The sequence below is a fragment of the Pseudomonas sp. KCJK9058 genome, from assembly GCF_046230975.1.
Lineage (GTDB): Bacteria > Pseudomonadota > Gammaproteobacteria > Pseudomonadales > Pseudomonadaceae > Aquipseudomonas > Aquipseudomonas alloputida.
In genome coordinates this window covers 13,027-39,096 of record NZ_JBJJLR010000027.1, presented here as the reverse complement: position 1 = coordinate 39,096, position 26,070 = coordinate 13,027, and the positions used below count along the sequence as shown (strand labels likewise).

The following is a 26,070-nucleotide window of genomic DNA, read 5'->3' as shown; positions in this document are numbered from 1 at the left end:
GGAGCATCTGCGAGAGGGTGAGGCAGGCCATGGTGCAGGCTTCAGCCAAGGAGAATCGCAATGCGTTCGCTGTGCAGTCCGAAAGACCACCTGCTAGACCTCGATGGCGTTGAAATAGCGGTTCGCACCTGGGGGGCAGAAGACGGTATTCCCATATTGGCCTTGCATGGCTGGCTGGATAACGCTGCCTCGTTCGAGCGCCTGGCACCGATGCTGGACGGCTGCTTCGTGGTGGCCCCCGACCTGATCGGCCATGGCCGTTCTGGGCATCGTCGCCACGACAGCGGCTATTACCTGTGGGAGCATGCCGAAGACATGCTGGCGGTGACCGACAGCCTGGGTCTGGCGCAATTTCATGTGCTGGCCCATGGGATGGGCACCGGTATAGCGTCGCTGCTGGCGGCCATGACCAGTGGCATTGCCAGCATGACCTTCCTCGACGGCATGGGGGCACCGTTCACGGTGGCCGAGGATGACCGCGTGCAGCACCTGGCGCGGGCCTACCGGCTCAAGCGCATGGTACAGCGTAGCCAGTTGCCGGGTTTTGCCGAGCCGGATGTTGGTCGCTTCGACGACCTGGACACCGCCCTGGCGCAACGCCGCGAGCGGCTGGACACCGAACTGTCGGAAGGTGCCGCTCGGCTGCTGGCGCTGCGCGACCTGCTACAGCTGGACGATGGCTATTGCTGGCGCCACGACCCGCGGCTGGTATTACCCGAACCCATGCCACTGACCGAGCGCGAAGCCTGCGACCTGCTCAGTCAGATCCGCTGCCCGTTGTACCTGCTGTTCGGCCGCCAGGGGGCCTTCACCGGCGAGGCCTTTACCCGGCGTCAGGCCGCCTTGCCCAGCCAGGCGAAAGTCTCCTGGCATCCAGGCGGGCACCACTTCCACCTGGATGCGCCGGACCGGGCGCTGGTCGACCAGTTGCTGCGTATCCTGACGCGCCATGAAGGGGGCGTTCTGCAACGCTTGGTGAACGAGTAGCTGATTCTGGTCACGCCGCGTGAACCTGGGCTATGGTGGCGAACGTATTCGCAAACACGCCACAGGGAGCCCGGCATGCGGCCTTTCACCATCAAGCACATCGACCACCTTGTGTTGCGGGTCAGCGACCTGCCGCGCAGTGTTGCCTTTTACACCGAACTGCTCGGCTGCACCGTCAGCCGCGTGCGCGAAGACTTGGGCATGGTGCACCTGGCCACGGGCACGGCGATGATCGACCTGGTAACCCTGGATGGCCCGCTGGGGCAGCCAGGCGGAGCTGCACCGGGCGTGGAAGGGCGCAACCTGCACCATTTCTGCCTGCGCATCGAGCCGTTTGACGAGGCCGCGTTGACGGCCTATCTGGAAACCGCCGGGGTAAAGGTGGAGCCTGCAGAGAAGCGTTATGGTGCCGAAGGCGAGGGGCTTTCGCTTTACTGCTACGACCCGGATGGTAATCAGGTCGAGTTGAAGGGGCCGGTAGTGCCTGGCGGGTGAAGCCGCCCCCGCCAAAATCGTCAGCCAACCCGATATCGCCCATCACCCGGTGCTGCCGTGTAGTCCAGGCCGCCTTCTTGTGCAGGGCCTGGCGGGTGGATATCCAGGCAATCCCGATTATGCTTCATTTACCTTGCTGCGATCCGAGGCGGCCCGCCTCGTTGTGCTTCGCGCAAACAAAGCAAGCTCAAGGGCCTGGGTGCGACGGTGAAGTGGTTGTGAGGTGCTCCGGCCTGCATGACAACATGACGGAGGCAACCCATGGCGGTTCTCGACAGCGCATCCACGGGCAGCAGCGCGCCCCAACGCGGCATCACCAGGGAGGAGCGCAAGGTCATCTTCGCCTCGTCCCTGGGCACGGTGTTCGAATGGTACGACTTCTACCTGTACGGCTCCCTGGCGGCAATCATCGCCAAGCACTTCTTTGCCGGGGTCAATGAAACCACTTCGTTCATCTTCGCCTTGCTGGCCTTTGCCGCCGGCTTTGCCGTCCGACCGTTCGGCGCCATCGTGTTCGGTCGCCTGGGCGACATGATCGGGCGCAAGCACACCTTCCTCATCACCATCGTCATCATGGGCCTGTCTACGGCATTGGTGGGCCTGCTACCCAGCTACAATGTGATCGGCGTGGCTGCGCCGATCATCCTGATCACCTTGCGTTTGCTGCAGGGCCTGGCCTTGGGTGGCGAATATGGCGGCGCGGCCACGTATGTGGCTGAACATGCACCCAAGGGCCGACGCGGCTTTTTCACCGCCTGGATCCAGACCACTGCCACGTTGGGGCTGTTTCTGTCTTTGCTGGTGATCATGGCATGCCGCACGGCCATGGGCACGGAAGTGTTCGAAGCCTGGGGCTGGAGGGTGCCGTTCCTGCTGTCCATCCTGTTGCTGGCGATTTCGGTGTACATCCGCATGCAGCTCAATGAGTCGCCGGTGTTCATGAAGATGAAAGCCGAAGGCAAGGCATCCAAGGCCCCGCTGACTGAGTCGTTTGCCCGCTGGGACAACCTCAAAGTGGTGATCATGTCGCTGTTGGGCGGTACCGCCGGGCAGGCCGTGGTGTGGTACACCGGGCAGTTCTATGCGTTGTTCTTCCTGTTGCAGATGCTCAAGATCGATCCGCAGACCGCCAACCTGCTGATTGCCGGCTCACTGCTGATCGGCACGCCGTTCTTCATCATTTTCGGTAGCCTGTCCGACCGGATTGGCCGCAAGAAAATCATCATGGCCGGCTGCATCATCGCCGCACTGACCTACTTCCCGATCTTCAAGGCGCTGACCGAGTACGGCAACCCGGATGTATTCGTTGCCCAGGAGCAGAACCCGGTGGTGGTGGTGGCCGACCCGGGCCAATGTGCATTCCAGTTCGACCCGGTGGGCAAGGCCAAATTCACCAGCTCCTGCGACATTGCCAAGAGCCTGCTGGCCAAGCGCGCCATCCCCTATACCAATGAAGCGGCGGAGCCCGGCAGCGTGGCACAGATCCGCATTGGCGAACGGGTATTGCCGAGCTTTGATGGCAGCAGCCTGGCGGCGGCCGACTTCAAGGTGCAAAGCGAAGCGTTTACCGCAACCCTGAGTGGTGCATTGAAAGAGGCGGGCTACCCGGAAAAGGCCGACCCGGCGAAGATCCACTACCCGATGGTGCTGTTGCTGCTGACCATTCTGGTGATCTACGTGACCATGGTCTACGGGCCGATTGCCGCTTGGCTGGTGGAGCTGTTCCCGGCGCGCATCCGCTACACCTCGATGTCGCTGCCTTACCACATCGGGAATGGCTGGTTCGGCGGCTTCCTGCCGACCGTGGCGTTTGCCATGGTGGCAGCGACCGGGGATATCTATTACGGCTTGTGGTACCCGATCGTGATTGCCGTGATGACGGCGGTGTTGGGGATCTTCTTCCTGCCGGAGACCAAGGATCGGGATATCACTCACACCTGAAGGTCGAGTTTGCCTGTGCCGGCCTCTTCGCGGGTGAACCCGCTCCTACAGGTACCGTGTAGGAGCGGGTTCACCCGCGAAGGGCTGCAAAGCAGCCCCAACAATCTCTGAACCCCTGCGCCCCCCGTAGGAGCGGGTTCACCCGCGAAGGGCTGCAACGCAGCCCCAACAATCTCTGCCCCCCTGCGGCCCCCGTAGGAGCGGGTTCACCCGCGAAGAGGCCGGCACAGGCGATCAATCAGTCGAAGTAGCCACGAAGCCCGAATGCATACCCAGTATCCACAGCGGTCGCCTCACCCCGCCTCCAGCGCTTCTTCAGCACGAACTCGAACGCTGGCTCGTACAACCCGTCGCGCACCAGTGCCCCCGCCAGCACCTCCACGTCGTACCAGCCATTGTCCAGTTCGATGATCGGCCGCCCTGGCACCTGGTAACGCGCCATCAGGTCACCCAGGGTCTTGGGCGTGAAGTGCTGCAGGATGCGCCAGGTGTACAGCATCAGCGCACCGTGCTCGACCCGCAGTACATAGCCATTGCGCCGGTGCTTCAGGCGGCTGCCGGCCTCGCGCAGGGCCGGGGTGTGGTTATCGAGGGTGAACAGGATGCGGTAGGGCAGGTTGTCGACACCGGCCAGCGGCAGCACGATGCCTTCGCGCACCGCCTGGTCGCCGCTGTCACCGTGGGTGAACGCACCGGCCAGGTCGTCGGGCAGTTGATGGTCTTGCTTGAAGCGTTCGAGCAACTGGATATCGCCAAGCAGAAAATAGTCGACCAGGTCGTTGAGCACTTCGCTGAATTCGTGGCGCATCTTTTTTCCTTGTGGGTGCGCATTGGGGTAAGGGCAACCGGCTAGTGCTTCTGGGCAATCTGGATCAAGTTGCCGCACGTGTCATCGAACACCGCCACGGTAACCGGCCCCATTGGGGTTGGTGGCCGGATGAACTGCACACCGGCTGCACAGAGCCGGGTGTATTCGGCCTGGATATCGCGCACGCCGAACGAGGTGGCGGGGATGCCATCCTGCTTGAGCGCGGCCTTGTACACCTTGGCCGCCGGGTGCGCGTCGGGTTCCAGCAGCAGTTCGACGCCATTGGGGTCGTTGGGCGAAGTCAGGGTCAACCAGCGGTGCCGGCCCATGGGGATGTCGTGTCTTGGCTCGAAACCGAGTACGTAGTGGTAGAAAGCCAGGGCCTTGGCCTGGTCGTCGACGAGGATGCTGGTGACCACGATCTTCATAAGCACACACCGTTTACCTGGGGCCGATGACTATCAGTAAAGACGTTCGGGCGTTTTTGACCAGTGGTTGCAGTGCCACGGGGGCCCGTTACAGGTGCAAGCGTGGTGCGGCGCCGGTTTGCGCAGGCCTGTGAGACGAGGTACTGGCAGACCCTACAAAAAACCTGTTCAAGGCATAGGTAAATCCTTCAGCGCTCAGCGCCCGCAGAGCGGCAGCCAAGGGTAAAGTGTGAGGCATGATCCCAGCCTGCCAAGACCCGCGTCAGAGAGGTACCCTGTGGCTGCCTATACCTTGCGACAACTGAAGTACTTCGTCACCACCGTGGAAGCGGGCAGTGTGGCCGAAGCGTCACGCCAGCTGTACATCGCCCAGCCGTCCATCTCCACGGCCATCAAGAGCCTGGAGGAAAGTTTCGGTGTGCAGCTGTTTATCCGCCACCACGCCCAGGGCGTGTCATTGACGCCCAGCGGCAAACGCTTCTACGCCAAGACCAAGTCGCTGCTGCAGATGGCCCATGAGTTCGAACAGAATGCCCTGGCCGACAACGATACCGTCGCCGGGCAAATCGACATTGGCTGTTTCGAAACCGTGGCGCCACTCTACCTGCCGCGCCTGATCGCCGGTTTTCGTCAGCGCTACCCGGGTGTGGACATTCGCCTGCGCGACGGTGAACAGCAGGACCTGATCCAGGGCCTGACCGCCGGAACATTCGACCTGGCATTTCTCTATGACCACGACCTGGATGGCACCATCGAGGCCGAGCCGCTGATGCCGCCGCAGAAGCCCTATGTGCTGCTACCCGAGAACCACCGCTTTGCCGGCCAGGCCCAGGTCTCGCTGCGCGACCTGTGCCCGGAGCCGATGATCCTGCTGGACGTGGCCCCTAGCCGCACCTACTTCGTCAGCTTGTTCAACGAGATGGGCCTGGCACCGAACATTGTCTTCAGTTCGCCGTCGATCGAGATGGTGCGCGGCATGGTCGGTCAGGGTTTCGGTTTTTCGTTGCTGGTAACCCGTCCGCACTCGGAATACACCTATGACGGCCAGCGCCTGGCAATGCTCGACATTGCCGAGCCGGTGGCGCTGTCGGGGCTGGCTGCGGCGTGGTTGAAGCGAGTCCAGCTGACCAAGCCGGCGCAGTTGTTCGTGGAGTTTTGCCGGGAAGAGCTGGCGAAGTTCCTGAACTGAGCACGCCATGCGACCCCGGCAGGAGGCGCATGGCGTGGCATTGCTCAGGGGCTGACCTGATAGCCGCGCCCCTGCAGGCAACCGCTGTAGGCACTGGCATGGGCCTGGGTTTTTGCCTCGTCCTGGCCGCGCCGGTCTTGGCGCCGGTCCTGACGCTGGCGCATGCCACCGACCGCGGCCCCGGCGGCGGCCACTTCGCCGGCACGGTTATGCCGGTATTGCTGCTTGGCATCGTCACCCACCCGGTCGTACAACGCGTCATGCTGGTTGCCGCGCACCTGCGCGCCTACAGCACCGGCGGCGGCACCCGCAGCTGCACCGCGAACCCGGCCACCGACATGGGGGTCGCTGGACGTCGCCGTGCCGTTTGCGGCATTGGTGGCGACGGTATTGCAATCGTTGATATCCAGTTGCATCTGCTGGCTGCTCTGGCCCTTGAGCGGCACCACCGACTGCGCCTGGGCGGCCGATGCTGCGCACAGCAGCATCAACAGGTAACTCCACGTGAACGTACGCATGGCACACCTCCACCGGGCAGAAAGCCCGCCTCACAGGATAGTTCGCCTTTGAGGTCGTGATGGAAGTTTTGCCCAGATGGTCTACACCGGATATCAGACGCCGTTCCGATTAGCCTCTTGGCCTGATCCAAGGCTACCTGCGGGCAAACCATGAGCCAGACGCAAGATCTGATCATCTGTGAGTATTGCGACACGGTGTACCACCGCGCACCGCTGCTCAAACATCAACGAGCCCTTTGCCCGCGCTGTGGCGGCGTGCTGTACCGGCACAGGTCACTGACCATCGAGCAGCGGCTGGCATTGAGTGTGACTGGCGGTGTCCTGCTGGTGTTCGCCAACTATTACCCGGTGATGACCATCGGCATGCAGGGGCTGACCCACTCGGCCACATTGTGGGACGCCGTGCAGATCCTCAGTCACGGCAGTATCACCTTCATCGCCCTGGTCATGGCGCTGTCGATCATTTTTGCGCCGCTGCTGCAAATTGCCCTGTTGTGCTGGGTGTTGAGTTTTGCCCTTGCCGGTCAGCGTGCCCCCGGCTTTGCCCTGTGCATGCGTGGCCTGGAAAGCCTGCGGCCCTGGAGCATGCTGGAGGTGTGTCTGCTGGGGGCGATGGTGGCGGTGATCAAGCTGGCGGGGCTGCTCGATGTGATCCCCGGTATCGGCCTGCTGGCCCTGGCCGCACTGAGCATGTTGATCATCCACATTGCCGGCAAGGACATCCGCGATTTGTGGGAACAGGTATGACTGTCCCAGCCATGGCGCACGACCTTGGCTTGTGTCTGTGCCATGGCTGTGGCCAGGCATGCGACACGCGCAGTGGCGCGCACACCTGCAACCGTTGCGGCGCCGTCATTCACCGGCGCAAGGCCAATGCCATCAGCCGTGGCTGGGCGTTTCTGCTGGCCGCACTGATTTTCTACATCCCCGCCAACCTGCTGCCGGTGATGCACACCGAAATGCTCGGCAGTGGTACAGAAAGCACCATTGGCGGTGGCGTGCTGGAGTTCTGGGAAGCCGGGGCCTGGGACATCGCGCTGATCATTTTCATTGCCAGCGTGGGTGTGCCCGCCATCAAGTTCTTTTCCCTTGGCCTGCTGCTGTTCACTGCCCAGCGTGGTTCTTCCTGGGCCTGCCGGCAGCGTTCGCAGTTGTACCGCTTCGTCGAGCTGATCGGCTATTGGTCCATGCTCGATGTGATGGTAGTGGCGTTGGTGGCTGCGCTGGTGCAACTGCGCGGGCTGGGCACCATCGAGCCGCGTGTGGGCATTCTGTTTTTTGGCATGGTGGTAGTGCTGACCATGTTCTCTGCGATGAGCTTTGATCCACGCTTGATCTGGGATAGCCATGCCAACGAGGGGAGGCCGCATTGATGGGGCAACAGACTGACAAGCGCGAGGGCCCTGGGCAGGTTGAAGTGCGCACCCGACGTTGGAGTGTGTCGCTGGTATGGATCGTGCCGATCCTGGCGATCCTGATCGGCGCTTCGCTGGTGGTGCGCAACTGGATGCAGCAAGGGCCGGTGATCACCATTTCTTTCCACAGCGGCGAGGGATTGGTGGCGCACAAGACCCAGGTAAAATACCGCAGCGTGGTGATCGGCGAAGTGACCACGGTGGACTTGGCCGACGACAATAAGAGCGTGGTGGCCAAGGTTCAGCTCTCCAACGATGCCCGTTCGTTTGCCACCCAGGGGGCGCGCTTCTGGGTGGTGCGACCGCGCATCGGCGTGGGCGGGGTTTCCGGGGTGGACACGCTGCTTTCGGGCAGTTTCATCGGGGCCGATTCCGGCGAGTCGAAGGTGCCGGAAAAGTCCTTTGTCGGCCTGGAGCTGCCACCGCCGATCACCTATGACGAAAAGGGCAAGCGTTTCGTTCTTGTCGCCAGCGACCTGGGCTCGCTGGATATCGGTTCTTCGATCTACTACCGCAAGATCCCGGTGGGCGAAGTGGTGTCCTTTGCGCTCCAGAGTGATGGCAAGGGGGTAGAGATTGGCGTGTTCGTGCAGGCGCCCTACGACACATTCGTCACTGATGACACGCGCTTCTGGAATGCCAGTGGCATCGACATGCAGATCGGTGCCAATGGCCTGAAGGTCGATACCGAATCGCTGTCGTCGATTCTGGTGGGCGGGCTGGCCTTCGGCTCGCCCGATTTCGCCGCGCAAGCCGAGCCTGCTGCCGATCAGGCCCACTTCCAGCTATTCGCCGACCGCGACATGGCGCTGTCGCCTCCGCACGGCCAGGCGCAGTACCTGCAGTTGCGCTTCGACCAGGCCATGCGGGGCCTGTCGGTGGGGGCGCCAGTGGAGTTCAAGGGTGTGGAATTTGGCCGGGTCACCTCGATCCAGCTCGATTACGATGCTACGCGGCAAACCTTCCCGGTAGTGGTCGATGCGGTGATCTACCCCCAGCGGCTAGGGCCGGTGCACCGCAAGATGCTGTCGGTGTTCAAGCACACCGAGGGCGATTTTGAAGGTGCGCGGAAACTGATTGGCACGTTTGTCGAACATGGGCTGCGGGCCCAGGCGCGTAGTGGCAACCTGATCACCGGGCAGATGTTCATTTCGCTGGACTTCTACCCGGATGCCCCCAAGGTGACCTTCGACATGGCTGCCAACCCCATCATGATCCCGACGCTGCCCGGCAGCCTTGAGCAGTTGCAGGAACAGCTGCAGCGGGTGATGGAGCGCATTGCCAAGCTGCCGCTGGAAAGCATCGCCGGTAACCTGGACGGTAGCTTGCGTGAGCTGCGCGCCAGCCTCAGGCAGTTCAATGGCCAGACGCTGCCGGAGGTGAAGGTGGCGCTGGACGAGGTGCACAAGACCCTGCGCACGGCCAACTCGGCCATTTCCGAAGATTCGCCGCAGCGCGAGCGAATGGGCGAAACACTGGACGAGCTGGAGCGCATGTCGCGGTCGCTACGTGACCTTGCCGACTACCTGGGCCGCCACCCCGAGTCGCTCATTCGTGGCCGGCCGAAAGCGGCCGGGCCCGCAGACCTTGAACCCTGAGGAGACAGCCGATGCAACGACTGCGCAATGTATGTGTGGCCAGCCTGCTGGTGTGGCTCGGGGGCTGCAGCAGTACGCCGAACAACTACCACACGTTGGTACCGAGCGAACCGGTACGTGACAGCGGCCAGCGCATCCAGGTGGTCAGGGTGGCTGTGCCGCCCCAGGTCGACCGCCCACAGTTGGTGGTGCGGCAAGGGCAGAGCGGCCTGGCCATCCTGGAGACGGAGTGGTGGGGCGCCAACCTGGTGGATGAATTCCGCAGCGCCCTGCAGGACCTGTTGGGCGGCCCGGCGGGCGGTGGCAAGGCGTCGCTGCGGGTGGATGTGCAGCGCTTCGACACGGTACCAGGGCGCTATGCCTCGCTGGAGGCGGTGTGGCGCCTGAAGCAGCAAGGGCAGGCCGAGCTGACCTGCCGAACGTCCGTGCAGACTGCCGCGGACAACAGCATCACCAGCCTGGTGAATGCACACCAGGCCAACCTGCGCAAGTTGGCCGAGGCGGTGCGGGGGAGTGCCCTGCAGGGTAGCTGCCGGGCATGAACCGGCCTTATTACTGCCGGGTGCTGGCTGTTTCCTGTGCCCCGTCGGCCTTGTCCTGCGGCAGCTGATCGAACTCGCGCAAGCCATCCTTGCGGTACGGATCGCCGATCCAGCGTGGTGCTGCCACGAACTGTGGGCTCACCAGGCTCTTGGCCGGTTCATAGCGGTCGTAGCTCAATCCGGCCAGGTCTGACAGGGTATGGATCAGATGCGAACTGCTGTAGGGGCGGTTGGCCATTGCCTGCAAGTCACGCGGGTGTTCGGCCTGCCAGCTAGGCGAGGTCCACAGCAGGAACGGGATGGTGTACATCGGCCGGGTCGGTGCGCCTTCATTGCGCCCCAGGCGGTCGTGGTCACCGGAGCTGTACACGTCTTCACCATGATCGGACAGGTACATCAGGAACCCGTTGGGGTTGCCTGCCGCATAACGCTTGATCAAGGTCGACACCACATAGTCGTTGTAGCGCACCGCGTTGTCATAGAAGTTGTAGGTTTCTACCTGGTCCGCCGTCAGCTTGGCTGGCACACCTTGCTTGTCGTTGAAGTGCGCATAGTCGTCCGGGTAGCGGTAGCGGTAGTCCATGTGCGTGCCCAGCAGGTGCACGATGATGAACTTGTTGGGCGCAGGGTCTTGCAGGGCTTTTTCGAACGGTGCCAGCACCACGTCATCGTATTGGCTGGCATTCTGGTTGCGCTGGTTGTTCAGGTACACCGGCGCGTCTGTTTGCTGCGAGAAGGTGGTGAGCATGGTGTTGCGCTTGGTCAAGGTCTGCTGGTTGGTGATCCAGAAGGTCTTGTAGCCTGCCTGTTTCAGCAGGTTGATCAGCGACGGGTCGCTGAGGAAGCGGTCCGGGTTCTGCTCGTCGCCGAACGTGAGAATCTGCTGCATCACTTCGATGGTGTACGGGCGCGGCGATACCACGTCGCGGAACACGGTCAGGCCCTTGTCGCTGGCGGCCAGCGCGTCGAGGTTGGGCGTGGTATCGCGGTTATAGCCATACAGGTGCATGTGCTCGCGGGTGGTCGACTCGCCGAGCACCAATACCAGGGTGCGTGGCGCTGTACCACTGCTGTCTCGCAGGTTTTGCAGCGGTGGCAGTGCGGCATTCTGGGCCAGCAGTTTCTGCATGTTGTCCAGTTGCTGGCGGTACTGTCGGTAGCCGACCAGCAACTGCCAAGGGACGGCCGGCTCCATTCGCTGCTGCACTTTTTCGAGCGCATCGGCGAAGTTGCGCTCCTGGGTGACCATCTGCTTGTAGAACGGCATGACCAGATTGGCCACCAGCAATAGCAAGACCACCGGCAGGCGGCTGCGCAGCGGCAGGCTGACCGGGCGCACGCGCCGCCACAGCATTACCGCGACCAGCGTGTACAGCACCAGTGCCAGGCCCAGCCCCACGCTGAAGTATTGGCTGAAGTACTCACCAGCCTCGGCGGTGTTGGACTCGAACATCACAAAGATGACGCTTTGTGAAAATTCCTGGCGATAGATGCCGAAGTAGCTCAGGCCCACCAGCGATGCAGCCCACAGCACCAGACCAATGATTGCCGCGGTGGCGCGGGTGAAGCGCGGCAGCAGCAGGACGGGCGCCAGCCATAGGCTGCTGAGGAATAACGCATCGCGAAAACCGGCGAAGCCGGTCGTCCCGCTGAACAGCAGCAGCGCCTGGGTTACACCGGAAAAATACCAGAAGAACAGCAAGAGCCAGCCGAGGCCGGCCCAGTCCACGCGCTTGTGCGCGGCGGGGGATGTAGTGTTTGACACGTATGCCTCGTCGTACCTTGGCGGCCAGCGGTTGTGCGCGTGACCGGAAAGGGCGTGACGCTAATCTGCGGACTGTGAAAAATACGTCAACGCGTTGAATCCTGTGACCTGCGTGGCCGTAGCAGGCATAAGCTGGGCTGTTCACTGCGCTTTCCCAGGCTGCCGGGGTATGATGGCGGCAGCGAAACGTCCTGAAAGGCCCCGTAGACTATGAACCGTCGTAAGAAGATCAAGCAGCTATTGCAGGCGCATGCCAAAAAAGCCAGTGCCAAACTGGCGCCACGCAAGCCCAAGTACATCTGCAAGGCGGACCGCTTGAAGATGGAGGCAGAGGCGGCGGGGGAGGCTCCGCAGCTGGCCGACTGACACTGCCCCTAAAACCGATCGCTTGGGCTTCAACGGCGGTAGTAATGATGCGCGTCATGATGACGCTGGCGCATGGCGCGCTCATGGCGGCGCTCCCAATCACGGCGCCGTTCCCAGTCGCGCCGCCGCTCCCAGTCCCGGCGGGCTTGTTCACGCCGCCACTGTTCGCGGCGCCAGTCGCTTCGGTGGTCGTGCCAGCGATCGTCATCATGCGCCAGGAGGGTGGCTGGCTGTTCAACGGCCACGCTGGCCACGCTCGACCAAGGGTTGCCGGCTGGCTTTAACGGTGACTGGACAGCCGGTGAAACCGGTTCGGCGGCTTTCATTTGCGTTGCCGATGCCGTGCCTACCGCCGCGAGCGAGAACAGGCCGAGCAGCACCAGCCTTGCGACATGTATTTTCATGAGCGTAGCCAACCTCTGATAACGAATGAGCCATCTGGCCAGCAGGTGTGGGGCGAACCCTGTCTCGCGTTCCGCTACCTTTCTGTGCCTCACACATAGACAGGGAATCAGGAAAAAGTTCGCTGCAGCAACAACTTGAAGAACTTTGCCGGGGTGGTTGGCGCTGTGCAGTAGCCGCCGTGAGTGCCCCACTGGACAGTCATAGGCCTGCAAACACCTCACGCAAATGCCGCCGGTAACTGTCGAACGCAGCAATCGCCCCTTTCACCACCTCTGCTTCTTCCTGCTCCCCCAGCACCAGGCTGTCCAGCCTGGCAACAAATGCGCGCCAATGCAGCGCTCGGCCATCCGGGTGGGGGGCCAGGTGGCGGGCGCCCTTGTCACCCTCCAGCCCAAGACGTTGCGTGTGCTTGTAGAGAAACGCCGCCCCCAGGTTGGAGCCTTCACTGCAATACAGCCATCCCAAGGCCTGGGCCGAGCTGACACAGACCGGTTGGGTGGACGTTGGCAGCGACAGGCCCAGGTCGCGCAGGTCGGCCTCGACTGCCGCAAAACGTGACAGCGCCGCCAGCCCCGGCAGTTGCTGGTTGAGCTGTTCATCCTGATACAACGCCAGCAGGCTGCCATGAAAGCGGTGCTGCACCTGCAGGAAGCGACCATAACGCTCGCGGTTCTCGAAGGGCCGCGCTGCCATTACCAGTTGATCGACGCTGTCATGATCCCTGCTGCTGGCCGCTTTCAGGCGTTTGCAGCGGCTGGGTTCGGTGAAGGGGGAAGTTACAGCGGTCATCGGCGTATCCGTGGCAATAGAGCAAGGTCCCCATGATGCTTGCCATCCTTGGCAAGCATCAAGCGTCACACGCCCGACCTGACCGAGTTCGCAATGATGGAGCGCAAGGTCGAGGCTCATTTATCATGGCGGCTGCCTTTACCATTGCCAAGGATACTTGCCATGAGCGCCCTTCAGTTCCGCACCCCCGTTCCCGCCGATGCCGAGCGTTGCTACGCCATCGAAATTGGCGCCTATGAAGGGGATGAGGCGGCCACGCTGGAGAAAATCCGCACGCGTATCACGCAGTACCCCCAAGGCTTCCTGGTGCTGGAAAGCGACGGCGAGATTGTTGGTTTCATCAACAGTGGCTGCGCCCACGAGGTCGTGATGTCCGACGAGGCCTTCAAAGAGCTGGTCGGCCATGACCCGGCGGCCGCGAACGTGGTGATCATGTCGGTGGTTGTAGACCCGGCCCACCAGGGCAAAGGCTACGCCAAACTGTTGATGAACGAATTCATCGGGCGCATGCACGCGGCGGGCAAGCAGACCATTCACCTGATGTGCAAGGAGCAGCATGTGGCCCTGTACCAGAAGCTGGGCTACCAATACGTGAAACCGTCGCCGTCGGACCACGGCGGCATGGCCTGGCATGAGATGGTCATGGACCTTTGAGTGGACATGACATCGCAGTGCGCGCTACCCGCAGCTTGCCTAGGTGACAGCGCAGCCCAAAGGGCTGCGCATGCCCTTCATTCAACCCGGCGATGCCGAGCTGATGCCTGGCCTCAAGTGCCACTGACCAGCTGATGGGCCAGCTGGTTGTGGCGTTCCAGTACGCGCGGCAGGTCTACGGTGGCCAGCTGACCGTCTTTCACCACGACGCGGCCGTTGATCACGCTGGTATGCACCTGGGTCGGGGTGCAGAACACCAGTGCCGCCAATGGGTCGTGGTGGCCGCCGGCATACGCCACATGGCCCAGGTCGAAGGCGACGAAATCGGCGACCATGCCCGGGGCCAGGGCACCGATATCATTGCGGTTGAGCACTTTCGCGCCACCCAGGGTGGCAATCTCCAGTGCTTCGCGTGCGGTCATCGCGTCAGGGCCGAAGCCCACCCGTTGCAGCAGCAGGGCCTGACGCACTTCACCGATCATGCTGGCGCCGTCGTTGGAGGCAGAGCCATCGACGCCCAGGCCCACCGGTACGCCGTGGTCGCGCATCTTGCGTACCGGGGCGATGCCCGAGGCCAGCCGCATGTTCGAGCATGGGCAGTGGGCGACGCCGGTGCCGGTGCGGGCGAACAGCTCAATGCCGTGCTGGTCGAGCTGCACGCAGTGGGCATGCCATACATCATGGCCGACCCAGCCAAGGTCTTCGGCGTACTCGGCAGGGGTCATGCCGAACTTCTCGCGGCTGTAGGCGATGTCGTTGACGTTCTCGGCCAGGTGGGTGTGCAGCGACACCCCATACTGGCGCGCCAGCACGGCAGCTTCGCGCATCAGGTCGCGGCTGACCGAGAACGGCGAGCATGGCGCGACCACGATACGGCGCATCGAGCCGTGGCTGGCATCGTGGTAGTCCTCGATCAGGCGTTGCGATTCCTTAAGGATGTCGGCTTCCTTTTCCACCACCGCGTCAGGTGGCAGGCCGCCTTGGCTCTGGCCCACGCTCATGCTGCCGCGCGCGGCGTGGAAGCGCATGCCGATCTCGGCCGCCGCATGGATGCTGTCGTCGAGCTTGCAGCCGTTGGGGTAGATATACAGGTGGTCGCTGGAGGTGGTGCAGCCGGAGAGAATCAGCTCAGCCATGGCGGTCTGGGTCGACACCGCGATCATCTCGGGGGTCAGGCGCGCCCAGATCGGGTACAGGTTGGTCAACCAGTTGAACAGCTCGCCGTCCTGAGCTGCCGGTACCACGCGGGTGAGGCTCTGGTACATGTGGTGGTGGGTGTTGACCAGGCCTGGGATGACCACCTTGCCGGCCATGTCCAGAACCACGTCGGCGTGTTGCGGCAGGGTTTCGCTGGGGCCGACTTGCTTGATCAGGTTGCCTTCGATGAACAGGCCGCCGTTCTTGATTTCGCGGCGTTCGCCGTCCATGGTGACCAGCAGTGCGGCGTTTTTGACGAGGAGCGTTTTTGCAGGGTTTGTAGATGACATGGTGCAAGCCTGCGCAATACGCATCGGCGATTACCGATGTCATAGGCGCTCGGTATTGTAAGCAAGCTTTTTACTGATTGTATACAGCTCGAAGTGCCCGTGCCGGCCTCTTGGCGGCTTGAGCCGCGAAGAGGCCGGCACGGGTTGCAGCCATGAAAGATCACACCGCCTCGCGGCTGCTCACACCCTCCAGCAACCGGGTAATCCCCAGCGGGTTAGCGTTTTTCAACGCATCCGGCAGCAGTGCGTCCGGGTAGTTCTGGAAGCACACCGGGCGCAGGAAGCGGTCGATGGCCAAGGTGCCGACCGAAGTGCCGCGGGCGTCGGAGGTGGCCGGGTAGGGGCCGCCATGCACCATGGCATCGGAAACCTCCACACCGGTCGGGTAGCCATTGAGCAGCAAGCGCCCGGCCTTGCGTTCCAGCAACGGCACCAGTGAGGCAAAGGCGCGCAAGTCGTCAGGTTCGGCAATCAGGGTGGCGGTCAGCTGACCTTGCAGGTGACGCAATGCTTCGGCCAGTTGCTGGGCATCGGCCACTTCAACCACCACGGTGCAAGGGCCGAACACTTCTTCCTGCAACAGCGGGTCGCCATTGAGCAGCAGGCTCACGTCGGCCTTGAACAACTGCGGCTGAGCCTGGTTACCCGTTTGCGGTTGACCGGCCAGATGCTGGATACCCGGGTGCGTCAGCAAGTGCTGCACAGCGTTCTGGTAGCCGCGCAGGGTGCCCGCGTTGAGCATGGTCTGCGGGCCTTGGTCGGCCATGCGTGCCACCAGCGTTTGCAGGAAATGCTCGAAGTGTGGCGACCGGATACCCACCACCAGGCCCGGGTTGGTGCAGAACTGCCCGCAGCCCAGCACCACCGAGGCGGCCAGCTCGGTCGCCACCTGCTCACCGCGAGCCTGCAGAGCCTGCGGCAGCACGATCACCGGGTTGATACTGCTCATTTCCGCGAACACAGGGATCGGCTGCGGGCGCGCTGCGGCCATGTCGCACAGGGCGCGGCCACCGCGCAGCGAGCCGGTAAAGCCGACTGCCTGGATGGCTGGGTGCTTGACCAGCGCTTCGCCCACACCGGCACCGTAGATCATGTTGAAAACGCCTGCCGGCATACCGCTGCCGGTCACTGCTCGGTCGATGGCCGCGGCCACATGGGCCGCAGTGAGCATGTGCCCGCTGTGTGCCTTGAACACCACCGGGCAGCCGGCGGCCAGCGCCGAAGCGGTGTCACCGCCAGCGGTGGAGAAGGCCAGAGGGAAGTTGCTGGCGCCGAACACGGCCACCGGGCCCACGCCGATGCGGTACTGGCGCAGGTCCGGGCGCGGCAGCGGGGTGCGCTGGGGCAGGGCGCGGTCGATGCGTGCAGCGTAAAAGTCGCCACGCCGTACCACCTCGGCAAACAGGCGCAGCTGGTTGCTGGTGCGGCTGCGTTCGCCGCGGATGCGTGCTTCAGGCAGTGCGGTTTCGCGCATCACATCCTGGATGAAGTCATCACCCAACGCGTCCAGTTCGCTGGCGATCGCGTCGAGAAAAGCGGCGCGTTGGTCCGGGCGGGTGCTGCGGTAGCTCGGGTAGGCCACCTCGGCGGCCTGGGCGGCGGCCTCCACCTCGTCGCCGGTCGCCTGGTGGAAGGCGTAGGGCAGTGCTTCACCGGTGTGGGCGTCGAGGCTGTGCAGCAGCACGTCACCGTGGCCACTGAGCTGGCCGGCGATGTGGTTCAGGCGGTGTTCGATGGACATTTCGTTTCCCGTTGGCAATGACAATCGTTGGTCAGGACTGTAGGGGGCGAACGGGGGGCTGAATAATGATTAATACGGATCGGGTGATAACGAGCAGTTATCACCCGGGTTCTCGCGATGCCCTGCAGGAGCGGTCATGCAAGGCGTCAGGGCTCACTCGGCCATCTGCAACTCTGGCAGCTTCACGCGCAACGCCCGGGTCAGCCCCAGTAGCACCAACAGGCCCAGGCCCATCCAGCACAGGCCGATGGTGAACGACAGGCTGGTCAGGCTGCTCCATAGCCACAACGTGCTGAGAAAGCCTAGGCCGGGAATGGCGCCGTACAGCAGGCAGTTGCGGCAACCGCGCAGTTTCTGGTCAACCAGGTAGTGCTTGACCACCGCCAGGTTCACCGCCGAAAAGGCGAACAGTGCGCCAAAGCTGATCATGTTCGCCACGGTATCCAGGGTGATCACCAGGGCGATCAGCGACAGCAGGCTGACCACCAGGATGGCAGTGGCCGGCACGCGCTTTTTCGTCACCAGCTGGCCGAATGCCCGCGGCAATGCGCCGTCGCGGCCCATGGCGAACAGTACGCGCGACACGCTGGCCTGGGACACCATGGCCGAGGCGAAGCAGCCGGCCACGTAGGTCGCGGTGAAGGCGGTTACCAGCAGCTCGCCGCCCACCCGGCGCATCACGTCGACCGACGCCGAATCCGGATCGGCGAAGCTGCCCCAATCGGGGAACACCATCTGCGCGCAATAAGACACCACCAGAAACAGCAGGCCGCCGATCAACGACACCGCCAGAATTGCCACGGGAATGCGGTAGGTCGGGTTACTGGTTTCCTCAGCCATGGTCGACACCGCATCGAAGCCGAGGAACGACAGGCACAGCACGGCGGCGCCGGTCATGATCAATGGCACGCTGAAGCCTTCGTGGTGCAAGGGGGCCAGCAGCGACACCGGCTCCGCCTGTCCGCTGAGCTTGAGAATGGACAGGGCGACGAAGACGATGATGAACACCAGTTGCACCACCACCAGGATCCAGTTGACCCGGGTGATCGACTCGATGCCGATCAGGTTGAGGAAGGTGACCAGGGCAATGGAACCCGCTACCCACACCCAGGCATGGATGGTCGGGAAGTATTCCGACATGTAGATGCCGATCAGCAGGTAGCTGAGCAGCGGCAGAAAGATGTAGTCGAGCAGCAGTGTCCAACCGGTGATGAAGCCGATATGGCTGCCGAAGGCCTTGCGCGTGTAGGTGTAGACCGAGCCGGAGTAGGGGTGGGCCTGGACCATGCGGCCATAACTGTAGGCGGTCAGCAGCATGGCGGCGAGCGTGAGCAGGTAGGCGGTGGGCAGGTGCCCTTTGGTCATCTGGGTGACCAGCCCGTAGGTGGTGAATACGGCCAGGGGCACCATGTAGGCCAGGCCAAACAGCACCAGGGCGGTCATGCTCATGGACTTGCGGAAGCGGCCGGTGCTGGTGCCGGGTTGCGAGGGTGCATGCGGGGCGGGGCTATGGGCTGTACTTGTTGTTGTATGCATTGCTAACTCCTGAAAAGGGATGCAGGACACCGCGGCAGGCGAGCAGGCTCGCAACCGTTAGGTGCTGTGCAAGGAGGTCGAGCGGAAAGCTCGCAGCGCTGGGGCGGGTTGATGCTCCCACACCCTGCAGGCACCCGGAATCACCCTTTGGGGTGAGCGGCCACTGCCCTTGCCCGGCTCACCCCAAAGGGTGATTCCGGTGCCTGCAGCCCCGTGGGAGTATCTGCTCAACGACGCACCGCACCGGCGGCGGTGCCACTGAGAAGAAACGGCAGGCTTACAGTGACTAATCAATTGCTTTCAGCACAATGGTTCGAGCACCAGGCCAAGGTCACCGAGGCGATCGGCCGGCCGGGCTTTGCCGCCAGCCTGTTTGCTGCATTGAGTGTGATACGGCCGATCCAGGCGACCACGGTGTACCTGTACCCACACGACGGCATGCCCTGTGCGCTGTTCGAGCAGGATGACAAGGCACCTTGGCAGCCCGAGGGCAATGTCAGCCGCTACCTGTCGGGCTTCTACCTGCTTGACCCGTTCTACGGTGCTTGTGTGGAACAGGTCGAATCCGGCTGCTACGGCCTGTTCGAAGTGGCGCCCGATCACTTCGAGGTCAGCGAATACTACCAATCGTTCTACCGCCACTCGCACCTGGAGGACGAACTCAACTACATCCTGCAGGTGGCGCCCGGGCAAAGCCTGGCGGTGTCGCTGGCCTTCACCGACAAGCTGGATGGGCAAAGCCGCACGCGGTTCGGGCTCATCACGCCTTGGGTGCTGGCGGTACTCGGCAAGCATTTTGCCGGGCTGGACAGCCGCGCAGGCCGCTTCGAGAACATCCTCGAGCAACGTATCCATGCCGCGCTGAACAACTTCGGCAGCTCGCTGCTGACCGAGCGTGAATGCCGTATCGCCCAGCTGATCCTGCGTGGTCACTCGACCAGGTCGCTGGCCGAGCGGCTGGGGGTGTCGGAAGACACCATCAAGTCGCACCGCAAGAACGTCTACGTCAAGCTCGACATCGGCACCCAGTCCGAACTGTTCTCCCTGTTCATCGACGCACTGGCCAATGCCCAGGGCGTGCTGGGCAAGGACCCGCTGGAAAGCTACATGGGCAAGCTGCGCTGAGCGCCAGCTGCCCTGCAACCCCACCGCAAAGGAAAACCAACAATGAACGCGCCTTTCGCCCCGCAACGCCAGACCCGTGACTACCAGGCAGCCGATGCCGCCCACCACATTCATGCCTTCCTCGACCAGAAGGCGCTGAACGCCGAAGGGCCGCGGGTGATCGTCGGGGGCGAACGCCTGCACCTGTGGGACAGCGAGGGCAAGCGTTACCTGGATGGCATGTCCGGCCTGTGGTGCACCCAGCTCGGTTATGGCCGTCGTGACCTGACGGCCGCCGCAGCCACGCAGATGGATCAGCTGGCCTACTACAACATGTTCTTCCACACCACCCACCCGGCGGTGATCGAACTGTCCGAGTTGCTGTTCAGCCTGCTGCCGGGGCACTACAGCCACGCGATCTACACCAACTCCGGCTCCGAGGCCAACGAGGTACTGATCCGCACCGTGCGCCGCTACTGGCAGGTGGTTGGCCAGCCAGGCAAGAAGGTCATGATCGGCCGCTGGAACGGCTACCACGGCTCGACCCTGGCGGCCACGGCGCTGGGCGGGATGAAGTTCATGCACGACATGGGCGGGCTGATTCCGGATGTGGCACACATCGACGAACCTTACTGGTACGCCGAGGGCGGTGAACTGACCCCGGCCGAGTTCGGCCGCCGCTGCGCCCTGCAGCTGGAGGAAAAAATCCTCGAACTGGGTGCCGAGAACGTTGCCGGCTTCATTGCCGAACCCTTCCAGGGGGCCGGCGGCATGATCTTCCCGCCGGAAAGCTACTGGCCGGAAATCCAGCGTATCTGCCGCCAGTACGATGTGCTGCTGTGCGCCGATGAGGTGATCGGTGGCTTTGGCCGCACCGGCGAATGGTTCGCCCATGAATACTTCGGCTTCGAGCCCGACACCCTGTCGATTGCCAAGGGCCTGACCAGCGGCTATGTGCCCATGGGCGGCCTGGTGCTGAGCAAGCGCATTGCCGAGGCGTTGGTGGAGCGCGGCGGGGTATTTGCCCACGGCCTGACCTATTCCGGCCACCCGGTGGCGGCGGCAGTGGCCATCGCCAACCTGAAGGCGCTGCGTGACGAAGGCATCGTGCGCCAGGTGAAGGACGACACGGGGCCGTACCTGCAGCGCATTCTGCGCGAAGTGTTTGCCGATCACCCATTGATCGGCCAGGTGCAAGGGGCCGGGCTGGTGGCGGCGCTGCAGTTTGCCGAGCACAAGCCGACGCGCAAGCGCTTTGCCAACGAGAACGACCTGGCCTGGCAGTGCCGCACCTTTGGTTTCGAGGAAGGGGTGATCATTCGCTCGACCCTGGGCCGGATGATCATGGCCCCGGCCTTGATCGCCAACCACAGCGAGCTGGATGAGCTGGTGGAGAAGACCCGGATAGCCGTAGACCGCACGGCGCGGCTGGTCGGCAAGCTCTAAGCCGCTGACAAGGGCAACCGGTTTCCCCTGTGGGAGCGGGCATGCCCGCGAACACCGGCGAAGCTGGTGCCATCCTCCGTGTCGCCTGATTCGCGGGCACGCCCGCTCCCACAGAGGAGGCGCGGCGCGCTTGCGGACTGTGTGGTACCTGTCACTTCCGCAAAAAATGATCGCCACCGCGGTCGCCTGGAGTACAAATGTACACCCTCGAATTCTGGCAACAACGCGCTTCGGACCTGTACCTGCCATCCAAAGCGCTGATCAATGGCAAACCCGTCAACGCACAGGATGGCGCCACCTTCGCAGCCATCAACCCCGCCACCCACAACGTAATGGCACAGGTTACCGCCTGCGGCCAGGCCGAGGTCGACCTGGCCGTCGCCAGCGCCCGTCGAGCCTTCGAGCACGGCCCCTGGCCGCGCATGGCGCCGGGCGAGCGCAAGAAGGTGCTGTTGCGCCTGGCCGAGCTGATCATGGCCCATCGTGAAGAACTGGCCTTGCTGGACTCGCTGAACATGGGCAAGCCGGTGATGGACGCCTACAACATCGACGTGCCGGGCTCGGCACATGTGTTCGGCTGGTACGGCGAAGCGCTGGACAAGCTGTACGACCAGGTGGCGCCCACGGCGCCCACGGCACTGGCCACCATCACCCGTGAAGCCCTCGGCGTGGTCGCGGCCGTGGTGCCGTGGAACTTCCCCCTCGACATGGCCGCCTGGAAGCTGGCCCCGGCGCTGGCTGCCGGTAACAGCGTGGTACTCAAGCCCGCCGAGCAATCACCGTTTTCGGCCCTGCGCCTGGCCCAACTGGCGCTGGAAGCGGGGTTGCCGGAAGGTGTACTGAACGTAGTGCCGGGCCTGGGCGAGCAGGCCGGGCAGGCGCTGGGCCTGCACCCGGATGTGGACTGCCTGGTATTCACCGGCTCCACCCAGGTGGGCAAGTACTTCATGCAGTACTCGGCGCAGTCCAACCTCAAGCAGGTGTGGCTGGAGTGCGGCGGCAAGAGCCCAAACCTGGTGTTCGACAACTGCCAGGACCTGGACCTGGCGGCGGAAAAGGCCGCCTTCGGCATTTTCTTCAACCAGGGGGAGGTGTGTTCGGCCAACTCGCGGCTGTACGTGCAGCGTGCCATCCACGATGAGTTCATCGAGCGCCTGCAGGCCAAGGCTCGCCAGTGGCTGCCCGGTAACCCGCTGGATCCGGCGAGCCGCGCCGGGGCGATTGTCGATGCCGAGCAGACCGGCCGCATCGAGGCCGCCATCGTGCGTGCCGGGCAAGAGGGCGCGCGATTGGTGTGTGGCGGCCGACGCCTGACCGTCGAAGGTTCGGACAACTACATCGAGCCGACCATTTTTGCCGGTGTCGAGGGCCGCATGAGCCTGGCGCGGGAGGAGGTGTTCGGCCCGGTGCTGGCGGTCAGCGCCTTCGACACCGAAGAAGAAGCGGTGCGCCTTGCCAACGACAGCATCTATGGCCTGGCAGCTTCGGTTTGGAGCGACGACTTCAACCAGGTGCACCGGGTAGCGCGGGCGTTGAAAGCCGGTACCGTATCGGTGAACACGGTCGATGCGCTGGATGTGACGGTGCCGTTCGGTGGGGGCAAGCAGTCGGGGTTTGGCCGCGATCTGTCACTGCATTCGTTCGACAAGTATTCGCAGCTCAAGACCACCTGGTACCAGTTGCGCGGCTGATGCCCTGATCATGGCCCACGTCGCCTATGTCGCGGTACAAAGCCTTGCACGCTCGTCTGTAAACGTGTTGCCGGCCCGGCAGAAAGCTCACGCGCACTCTACACTGCTGCAGAAATCAGCCAAGGCAATGTGCCGCACATGGAGTACCTGGGATGGGCTGCGTGTCGACGGGGCGTGTTGTTGGCAATACAGGACGTGGTATTTCACTGCAGTGGCTGGTGGCGCTGGCCATCGTGCTGGGCATGCTGCTGCTCGGCGCTGCCCTGGCCTGGCAGGGCTATCGCGGTATTCGCCAGACCCTCGTGGCTGCTGCTGGCGATGCCGCCCAGCAGGTTGCCAAGACCATCGATGAGCGCGCCAGGCGCCTGATTGAGCCGGCGCAAAGCAGCATTCGCCTGCTTGCCCACAACCCGACGGTGCACACCCAGGCACAGCGCCTGGATCGGCTGCCACAGCTGGTGGAAATGCTGGACGCCAACCGCATGCTCAGCGCCGCCTATCTGGGTTACCCCAGCGGCGAGTTCCTGCTGGTGCGTCGCCTGCATGACCCGCAGCTGATGCAGCGTTTCGCCGCTCCACCGGGCACGGCATTTCTGGTGCAGAGCGTCAGCCATGGCGAGGGCGCCGAGGTGCAGGGCGAGTGGCGTTTTTATGATCGGGCGCTGAACCTGTTGCAGGCCCAGGCCAAACCTGACTATCGCTACGATCCACGCCTGCGCCCCTGGTTCGCTGAAGCCACGGTACAACCCTCTACGGTGCTGACCCGCCCTTATGTGTTCTTCACCACCCGCGAGGTCGGCTTGACCATGGCCCAACGTAGCGTCGACGGTGGCGCCGTGATCGGCCTGGATGTCTCGGTCAACGACTTGGCCAGCGAGGCTCAGGACCTGCGCATGACCCCGGGTACCGAGATCGTGGTGCTCGATGACCAGGGCAACGTTGTGGCCTACCCGGACCCGCAGCGGGCAATCGTGCACGAAGGGCAAGGCGTGCGCCTGTCGCGTGTCGCCGAGCTGGGCGCTCCCAGCCTGGCGCGGCTATACGCTGACCTGCCCAAGGGCAACCAGCCTCAGCCTTATCAGGTGGATGGCCAGACCTGGTATGGCATTCGTGTGCATCTGACCACCCTGGCCGGGCACGACTTGTACGTGCTGATTGCCGTACCCGGCCACGAGTTACTGGTGGGGGCGCGCAAAGTCTTGTACGAGCAGTTGCTCTGGACCGTGGCGCTGATGGCCGTGCTGCTGGTGCTCGGCGGTGTGCTTGGCCGGCGCATTGGCCGCCCGCTGCGGCTGTTGCGCGAGCAGGTTCAAGGCTTGGCCAGTTTTGATTTCAGCCGTGAGGTGGGCGTGCACTCGCGGGTTTCCGAGGTGCGTGAGCTGAGCCGCGTGCTGAGCCGCATGTCCGGTACCATTCGCCACTTTCAGGCGATTACCCTTACGCTCAGCCGTGAGCGAAACCTGGAGCGCATGCTCGACGGCGTGCTGAACCATCTGGTAGAAGCTGCCGGGGGCGACGCCGGCGGGGTTTACCTGTACGACGCTGAACAGGCTTTGCTGCGCCTGGCCGCCTCGTGCCACGGTGAACACTACCCAAGCGAGTTGGCAGTGGATGAGGGCGCCCGGCAGCACTTGGCTGGAGCAGTGACCCAGGCCCTGGGCCTGCACGAGCGCAGCCTGGCCGTGGTGCTGAATGACCGTAGCCGGGCACTGTTGGGCATCCTGGTCCTGCACATGGATGAAAAACAGGCGCAGGAGCGGGTGGGCGAGCCATTCCGGCGCTTTGTCGAGGAGTTGTCCGGTGTGGCTGCAGTGGCCATCGAAACCCGCCAGTTGGTCGAAGCCCAGCAACGCCTGCTGGACGCCATGATCAAGCTGCTGGCAGACGCCATCGATGCCAAGAGCCCCTATACCGGTGGCCACTGCGAGCGGGTGCCTCAGCTGGCGCAGATGCTGCTGGATCAGGCAGTGGCAGCCGACAGCGGTCCGTTCGCCAGCTTCAGCATGACCGAGGCAGAACGGTACGAGTTCCGTGTGGCAGCGTGGCTGCACGATTGTGGCAAGGTCACCAGCCCCGAGTACGTGGTGGACAAGGCGACCAAGCTGGAGACCCTGTACAACCGCATCCACGAAGTCCGCATGCGTTTCGAAGTGCTGTGGCGCGATGCGGAGCTGGCCTACTGGCAAGGCCTGGCCAGTGGCGCCGACCAGCAGGTGCTGAAAGCCGCACTGCAGCGAAGCCAGGCCGAGCTGCAGGACGACTTCGCTTTCGTCGCCCAGGCCAACATCGGCGGCGAGTTCATGCAGGACACCGATATCCAGCGTTTGCAGGTGATCGGCAAGCGCCGCTGGCTGCGCCATTTCGATAACCGCCTGGGCATCTCCCGTGACGAGGCGGAGCGCCTTGTCGGCGTACCGCAGCCTGCACTGCCGACAGAGGAGCCATTGCTGGCTGATCGCCCCGAGCACTGCGTGCACTGGGGCACCCGCACGCCGCCGGTGGTCAAGGATGACCCGCGTAATATCTGGGGGTTCGACATGCACCTGCCAGGCCACGCCAGCAACTACGGCGAGTTGTACAACCTGTCGATCCGCCGTGGCACGCTGACTGACGAAGAACGCTTCAAAATCAACGAACACATCGTGCAGACCATCATCATGCTCAGTGCGCTGCCGCTCCCGCGCCAGCTCAAGCGGGTACCCGACATCGCCGGCAACCACCACGAAAAGATGAACGGCAGCGGCTATCCGCGCCGCCTGGGCGGGCAGGACCTGGGCATCGCCGAGCGGGTGATGGCGATTGCCGACATCTTCGAAGCACTGACGGCAGCAGACCGGCCTTACAAACCCCCGAAGACGCTGTCCGAATCGGTGAAGATCCTGGTGGCCATGGCCCGCGAGGGGCACGTCGACGGGCAACTGCTACAACTGTTCCTCAGCAGCGGGGTATACCGCCAATATGCCGAGCGCTTCCTGCGCACCGAGCAGATCGACGAGGTGGATGTGGTCTACTGGCTGGCGCAGATTCAGGAGCGCAGCGCAGCGAGACCTGTGAGCTGAGGGACGACAGCGCTGAAAAATCAGACCGCGTGGCGCTCGATTCAAGCGCCACGGCCTTTCCCTGCGTCCTCCTGCAGAGCGCCGACCACTCGGGTATTGTGGATCA

23 protein-coding genes are annotated in these 26,070 nt (G+C 63.4%); 14 read left to right on the top strand and 9 right to left on the bottom strand.

What is annotated here, in order from left to right:
- Positions 1-60: 60 nt before the first annotated feature.
- The 3 genes from ACK59Z_RS15650 (at position 61) to ACK59Z_RS15640 (ending at position 3,423) form a co-directional block, all read left to right on the top strand.
- Positions 61-987: an alpha/beta fold hydrolase gene (locus ACK59Z_RS15650; RefSeq protein WP_003250808.1), complete on the top strand. Its 927-nt coding sequence runs from the start codon at positions 61-63 to the stop codon at positions 985-987.
- A gap of 75 nt (positions 988-1,062) precedes the next feature.
- The gene (locus ACK59Z_RS15645) at positions 1,063-1,482 is read left to right on the top strand and encodes a VOC family protein (RefSeq protein WP_108190705.1); all 420 of its coding nucleotides are present in this window, start codon (positions 1,063-1,065) and stop codon (positions 1,480-1,482) included.
- A gap of 261 nt (positions 1,483-1,743) precedes the next feature.
- Positions 1,744-3,423, top strand: coding sequence for an MFS transporter (locus ACK59Z_RS15640; protein ID WP_060544792.1), 1,680 nt, complete (start codon positions 1,744-1,746; stop codon positions 3,421-3,423).
- 238 nt (positions 3,424-3,661) lie between these two features.
- Here ACK59Z_RS15640 and ACK59Z_RS15635 read toward each other — a convergent pair whose 3' ends face one another.
- Both ACK59Z_RS15635 and ACK59Z_RS15630 read right to left on the bottom strand, forming a co-directional pair.
- On the bottom strand, positions 3,662-4,231 hold the full coding sequence (locus ACK59Z_RS15635) for a hypothetical protein (RefSeq protein ID WP_108190706.1): 570 nt from the start codon (positions 4,229-4,231) through the stop codon (positions 3,662-3,664).
- Between the two features lie 41 nt (positions 4,232-4,272).
- A complete protein-coding gene (locus ACK59Z_RS15630) occupies positions 4,273-4,659 on the bottom strand; it encodes a VOC family protein (protein WP_003250815.1) in 387 nt (128 codons plus the stop codon).
- A gap of 277 nt (positions 4,660-4,936) precedes the next feature.
- Between ACK59Z_RS15630 and ACK59Z_RS15625 the strand changes: the two genes are divergently transcribed.
- Positions 4,937-5,848 carry a LysR family transcriptional regulator gene (locus tag ACK59Z_RS15625; RefSeq protein WP_004575413.1) on the top strand — a complete coding sequence of 304 codons (912 nt, stop codon included), beginning with the start codon at positions 4,937-4,939 and terminating at the stop codon, positions 5,846-5,848.
- Between the two features lie 44 nt (positions 5,849-5,892).
- Here ACK59Z_RS15625 and ACK59Z_RS15620 read toward each other — a convergent pair whose 3' ends face one another.
- Entirely contained in the window at positions 5,893-6,366 is a 474-nt protein-coding gene (locus ACK59Z_RS15620; protein ID WP_108190707.1) for a YMGG-like glycine zipper-containing protein, read from the bottom strand.
- 150 nt (positions 6,367-6,516) lie between these two features.
- On the opposite strand from ACK59Z_RS15620, the gene ACK59Z_RS15615 reads away from it, so the two are divergent.
- The 4 genes from ACK59Z_RS15615 to ACK59Z_RS15600 are packed head-to-tail and all read left to right on the top strand — an operon-like array spanning position 6,517 to position 9,921.
- Positions 6,517-7,113, top strand: coding sequence for a paraquat-inducible protein A (locus ACK59Z_RS15615; protein WP_003250821.1), 597 nt, complete (start codon positions 6,517-6,519; stop codon positions 7,111-7,113).
- Positions 7,110-7,739 carry a paraquat-inducible protein A gene (locus tag ACK59Z_RS15610; RefSeq protein ID WP_012052818.1) on the top strand — a complete coding sequence of 210 codons (630 nt, stop codon included), beginning with the start codon at positions 7,110-7,112 and terminating at the stop codon, positions 7,737-7,739. The genes ACK59Z_RS15615 and ACK59Z_RS15610 overlap by 4 nt, the downstream gene beginning before the upstream one ends.
- A complete protein-coding gene (locus tag ACK59Z_RS15605; RefSeq protein ID WP_108190708.1) occupies positions 7,739-9,379 on the top strand; it encodes an intermembrane transport protein PqiB in 1,641 nt (546 codons plus the stop codon). Before ACK59Z_RS15610 ends, ACK59Z_RS15605 begins: the two co-directional genes overlap by 1 nt.
- Before the next feature lie 11 nt (positions 9,380-9,390).
- Complete coding sequence (locus ACK59Z_RS15600) at positions 9,391-9,921, top strand: membrane integrity-associated transporter subunit PqiC (RefSeq protein ID WP_004575415.1); 531 nt, start codon at positions 9,391-9,393, stop codon at positions 9,919-9,921.
- Between the two features lie 10 nt (positions 9,922-9,931).
- On the opposite strand, the gene ACK59Z_RS15595 is transcribed toward ACK59Z_RS15600, so the two are convergent.
- A complete protein-coding gene (locus tag ACK59Z_RS15595; protein ID WP_108190709.1) occupies positions 9,932-11,686 on the bottom strand; it encodes a phosphoethanolamine transferase CptA in 1,755 nt (584 codons plus the stop codon).
- 210 nt (positions 11,687-11,896) lie between these two features.
- On the opposite strand from ACK59Z_RS15595, the gene ACK59Z_RS15590 reads away from it, so the two are divergent.
- Positions 11,897-12,052 carry a DUF2986 domain-containing protein gene (locus tag ACK59Z_RS15590; RefSeq protein ID WP_003250831.1) on the top strand — a complete coding sequence of 52 codons (156 nt, stop codon included), beginning with the start codon at positions 11,897-11,899 and terminating at the stop codon, positions 12,050-12,052.
- A 29-nt stretch (positions 12,053-12,081) separates the two neighbouring features.
- Here ACK59Z_RS15590 and ACK59Z_RS15585 read toward each other — a convergent pair whose 3' ends face one another.
- Both ACK59Z_RS15585 and ACK59Z_RS15580 read right to left on the bottom strand, forming a co-directional pair.
- The gene (locus ACK59Z_RS15585) at positions 12,082-12,456 is read right to left on the bottom strand and encodes a hypothetical protein (protein ID WP_014860835.1); all 375 of its coding nucleotides are present in this window, start codon (positions 12,454-12,456) and stop codon (positions 12,082-12,084) included.
- Positions 12,457-12,655: 199 nt separating this feature from the next.
- Positions 12,656-13,246, bottom strand: coding sequence for a biliverdin-producing heme oxygenase (locus ACK59Z_RS15580; RefSeq protein WP_070095728.1), 591 nt, complete (start codon positions 13,244-13,246; stop codon positions 12,656-12,658).
- 162 nt (positions 13,247-13,408) lie between these two features.
- Here ACK59Z_RS15580 and ACK59Z_RS15575 point away from each other — a divergent pair, with 162 nt between their 5' ends.
- Positions 13,409-13,900 (top strand): GNAT family N-acetyltransferase, encoded by a 492-nt coding sequence (locus ACK59Z_RS15575; protein ID WP_004575420.1) that lies wholly within the window; start codon positions 13,409-13,411, stop codon positions 13,898-13,900.
- A gap of 113 nt (positions 13,901-14,013) precedes the next feature.
- Here ACK59Z_RS15575 and ACK59Z_RS15570 read toward each other — a convergent pair whose 3' ends face one another.
- The 3 genes from ACK59Z_RS15570 to ACK59Z_RS15560 all read right to left on the bottom strand — a co-directional run bounded on the left by ACK59Z_RS15570 (position 14,014) and on the right by ACK59Z_RS15560 (position 18,664).
- Positions 14,014-15,387, bottom strand: coding sequence for an 8-oxoguanine deaminase (locus tag ACK59Z_RS15570; RefSeq protein WP_017147710.1), 1,374 nt, complete (start codon positions 15,385-15,387; stop codon positions 14,014-14,016).
- A gap of 160 nt (positions 15,388-15,547) precedes the next feature.
- A complete protein-coding gene (locus ACK59Z_RS15565) occupies positions 15,548-17,128 on the bottom strand; it encodes an aldehyde dehydrogenase (NADP(+)) (RefSeq protein WP_108190711.1) in 1,581 nt (526 codons plus the stop codon).
- Positions 17,129-17,281: 153 nt separating this feature from the next.
- On the bottom strand, positions 17,282-18,664 hold the full coding sequence (locus ACK59Z_RS15560) for an APC family permease (protein ID WP_012052810.1): 1,383 nt from the start codon (positions 18,662-18,664) through the stop codon (positions 17,282-17,284).
- Between the two features lie 282 nt (positions 18,665-18,946).
- Between ACK59Z_RS15560 and ACK59Z_RS15555 the strand changes: the two genes are divergently transcribed.
- The 4 genes from ACK59Z_RS15555 to ACK59Z_RS15540 all read left to right on the top strand — a co-directional run bounded on the left by ACK59Z_RS15555 (position 18,947) and on the right by ACK59Z_RS15540 (position 25,964).
- A complete protein-coding gene (locus ACK59Z_RS15555) occupies positions 18,947-19,789 on the top strand; it encodes a helix-turn-helix transcriptional regulator (protein WP_014859221.1) in 843 nt (280 codons plus the stop codon).
- 42 nt (positions 19,790-19,831) lie between these two features.
- Positions 19,832-21,214: an aspartate aminotransferase family protein gene (locus ACK59Z_RS15550; protein ID WP_004575424.1), complete on the top strand. Its 1,383-nt coding sequence runs from the start codon at positions 19,832-19,834 to the stop codon at positions 21,212-21,214.
- 197 nt (positions 21,215-21,411) lie between these two features.
- On the top strand, positions 21,412-22,905 hold the full coding sequence (locus ACK59Z_RS15545; protein WP_108190713.1) for an aldehyde dehydrogenase: 1,494 nt from the start codon (positions 21,412-21,414) through the stop codon (positions 22,903-22,905).
- A 152-nt stretch (positions 22,906-23,057) separates the two neighbouring features.
- The gene (locus tag ACK59Z_RS15540) at positions 23,058-25,964 is read left to right on the top strand and encodes an HD domain-containing phosphohydrolase (RefSeq protein WP_409293398.1); all 2,907 of its coding nucleotides are present in this window, start codon (positions 23,058-23,060) and stop codon (positions 25,962-25,964) included.
- Positions 25,965-26,070: the final 106 nt, after the last annotated feature.

What these genes read in the sequence shown, in the direction of transcription:
- ACK59Z_RS15600 (WP_004575415.1), top strand. Translation starts at nt 9,391, where the DNA reads ATGCAACGACTGCGCAATGTATGTGTGGCCAGCCTGCTGGTGTGGCTC.
- ACK59Z_RS15620 (WP_108190707.1), bottom strand. Translation starts at nt 6,366, where the DNA reads ATGCGTACGTTCACGTGGAGTTACCTGTTGATGCTGCTGTGCGCAGCA.
- ACK59Z_RS15605 (WP_108190708.1), top strand. Translation starts at nt 7,739, where the DNA reads ATGGGGCAACAGACTGACAAGCGCGAGGGCCCTGGGCAGGTTGAAGTG.
- ACK59Z_RS15640 (WP_060544792.1), top strand. Translation starts at nt 1,744, where the DNA reads ATGGCGGTTCTCGACAGCGCATCCACGGGCAGCAGCGCGCCCCAACGC.
- ACK59Z_RS15550 (WP_004575424.1), top strand. Translation starts at nt 19,832, where the DNA reads ATGAACGCGCCTTTCGCCCCGCAACGCCAGACCCGTGACTACCAGGCA.
- ACK59Z_RS15645 (WP_108190705.1), top strand. Translation starts at nt 1,063, where the DNA reads ATGCGGCCTTTCACCATCAAGCACATCGACCACCTTGTGTTGCGGGTC.
- ACK59Z_RS15590 (WP_003250831.1), top strand. Translation starts at nt 11,897, where the DNA reads ATGAACCGTCGTAAGAAGATCAAGCAGCTATTGCAGGCGCATGCCAAA.
- ACK59Z_RS15610 (WP_012052818.1), top strand. Translation starts at nt 7,110, where the DNA reads ATGACTGTCCCAGCCATGGCGCACGACCTTGGCTTGTGTCTGTGCCAT.
- ACK59Z_RS15635 (WP_108190706.1), bottom strand. Translation starts at nt 4,231, where the DNA reads ATGCGCCACGAATTCAGCGAAGTGCTCAACGACCTGGTCGACTATTTT.
- ACK59Z_RS15615 (WP_003250821.1), top strand. Translation starts at nt 6,517, where the DNA reads ATGAGCCAGACGCAAGATCTGATCATCTGTGAGTATTGCGACACGGTG.
- ACK59Z_RS15630 (WP_003250815.1), bottom strand. Translation starts at nt 4,659, where the DNA reads ATGAAGATCGTGGTCACCAGCATCCTCGTCGACGACCAGGCCAAGGCC.
- ACK59Z_RS15545 (WP_108190713.1), top strand. Translation starts at nt 21,412, where the DNA reads ATGTACACCCTCGAATTCTGGCAACAACGCGCTTCGGACCTGTACCTG.
- ACK59Z_RS15540 (WP_409293398.1), top strand. Translation starts at nt 23,058, where the DNA reads ATGGGCTGCGTGTCGACGGGGCGTGTTGTTGGCAATACAGGACGTGGT.
- ACK59Z_RS15570 (WP_017147710.1), bottom strand. Translation starts at nt 15,387, where the DNA reads ATGTCATCTACAAACCCTGCAAAAACGCTCCTCGTCAAAAACGCCGCA.
- ACK59Z_RS15575 (WP_004575420.1), top strand. Translation starts at nt 13,409, where the DNA reads ATGAGCGCCCTTCAGTTCCGCACCCCCGTTCCCGCCGATGCCGAGCGT.
- ACK59Z_RS15560 (WP_012052810.1), bottom strand. Translation starts at nt 18,664, where the DNA reads ATGCATACAACAACAAGTACAGCCCATAGCCCCGCCCCGCATGCACCC.
- ACK59Z_RS15650 (WP_003250808.1), top strand. Translation starts at nt 61, where the DNA reads ATGCGTTCGCTGTGCAGTCCGAAAGACCACCTGCTAGACCTCGATGGC.
- ACK59Z_RS15585 (WP_014860835.1), bottom strand. Translation starts at nt 12,456, where the DNA reads ATGAAAATACATGTCGCAAGGCTGGTGCTGCTCGGCCTGTTCTCGCTC.
- ACK59Z_RS15580 (WP_070095728.1), bottom strand. Translation starts at nt 13,246, where the DNA reads ATGACCGCTGTAACTTCCCCCTTCACCGAACCCAGCCGCTGCAAACGC.
- ACK59Z_RS15565 (WP_108190711.1), bottom strand. Translation starts at nt 17,128, where the DNA reads ATGTCCATCGAACACCGCCTGAACCACATCGCCGGCCAGCTCAGTGGC.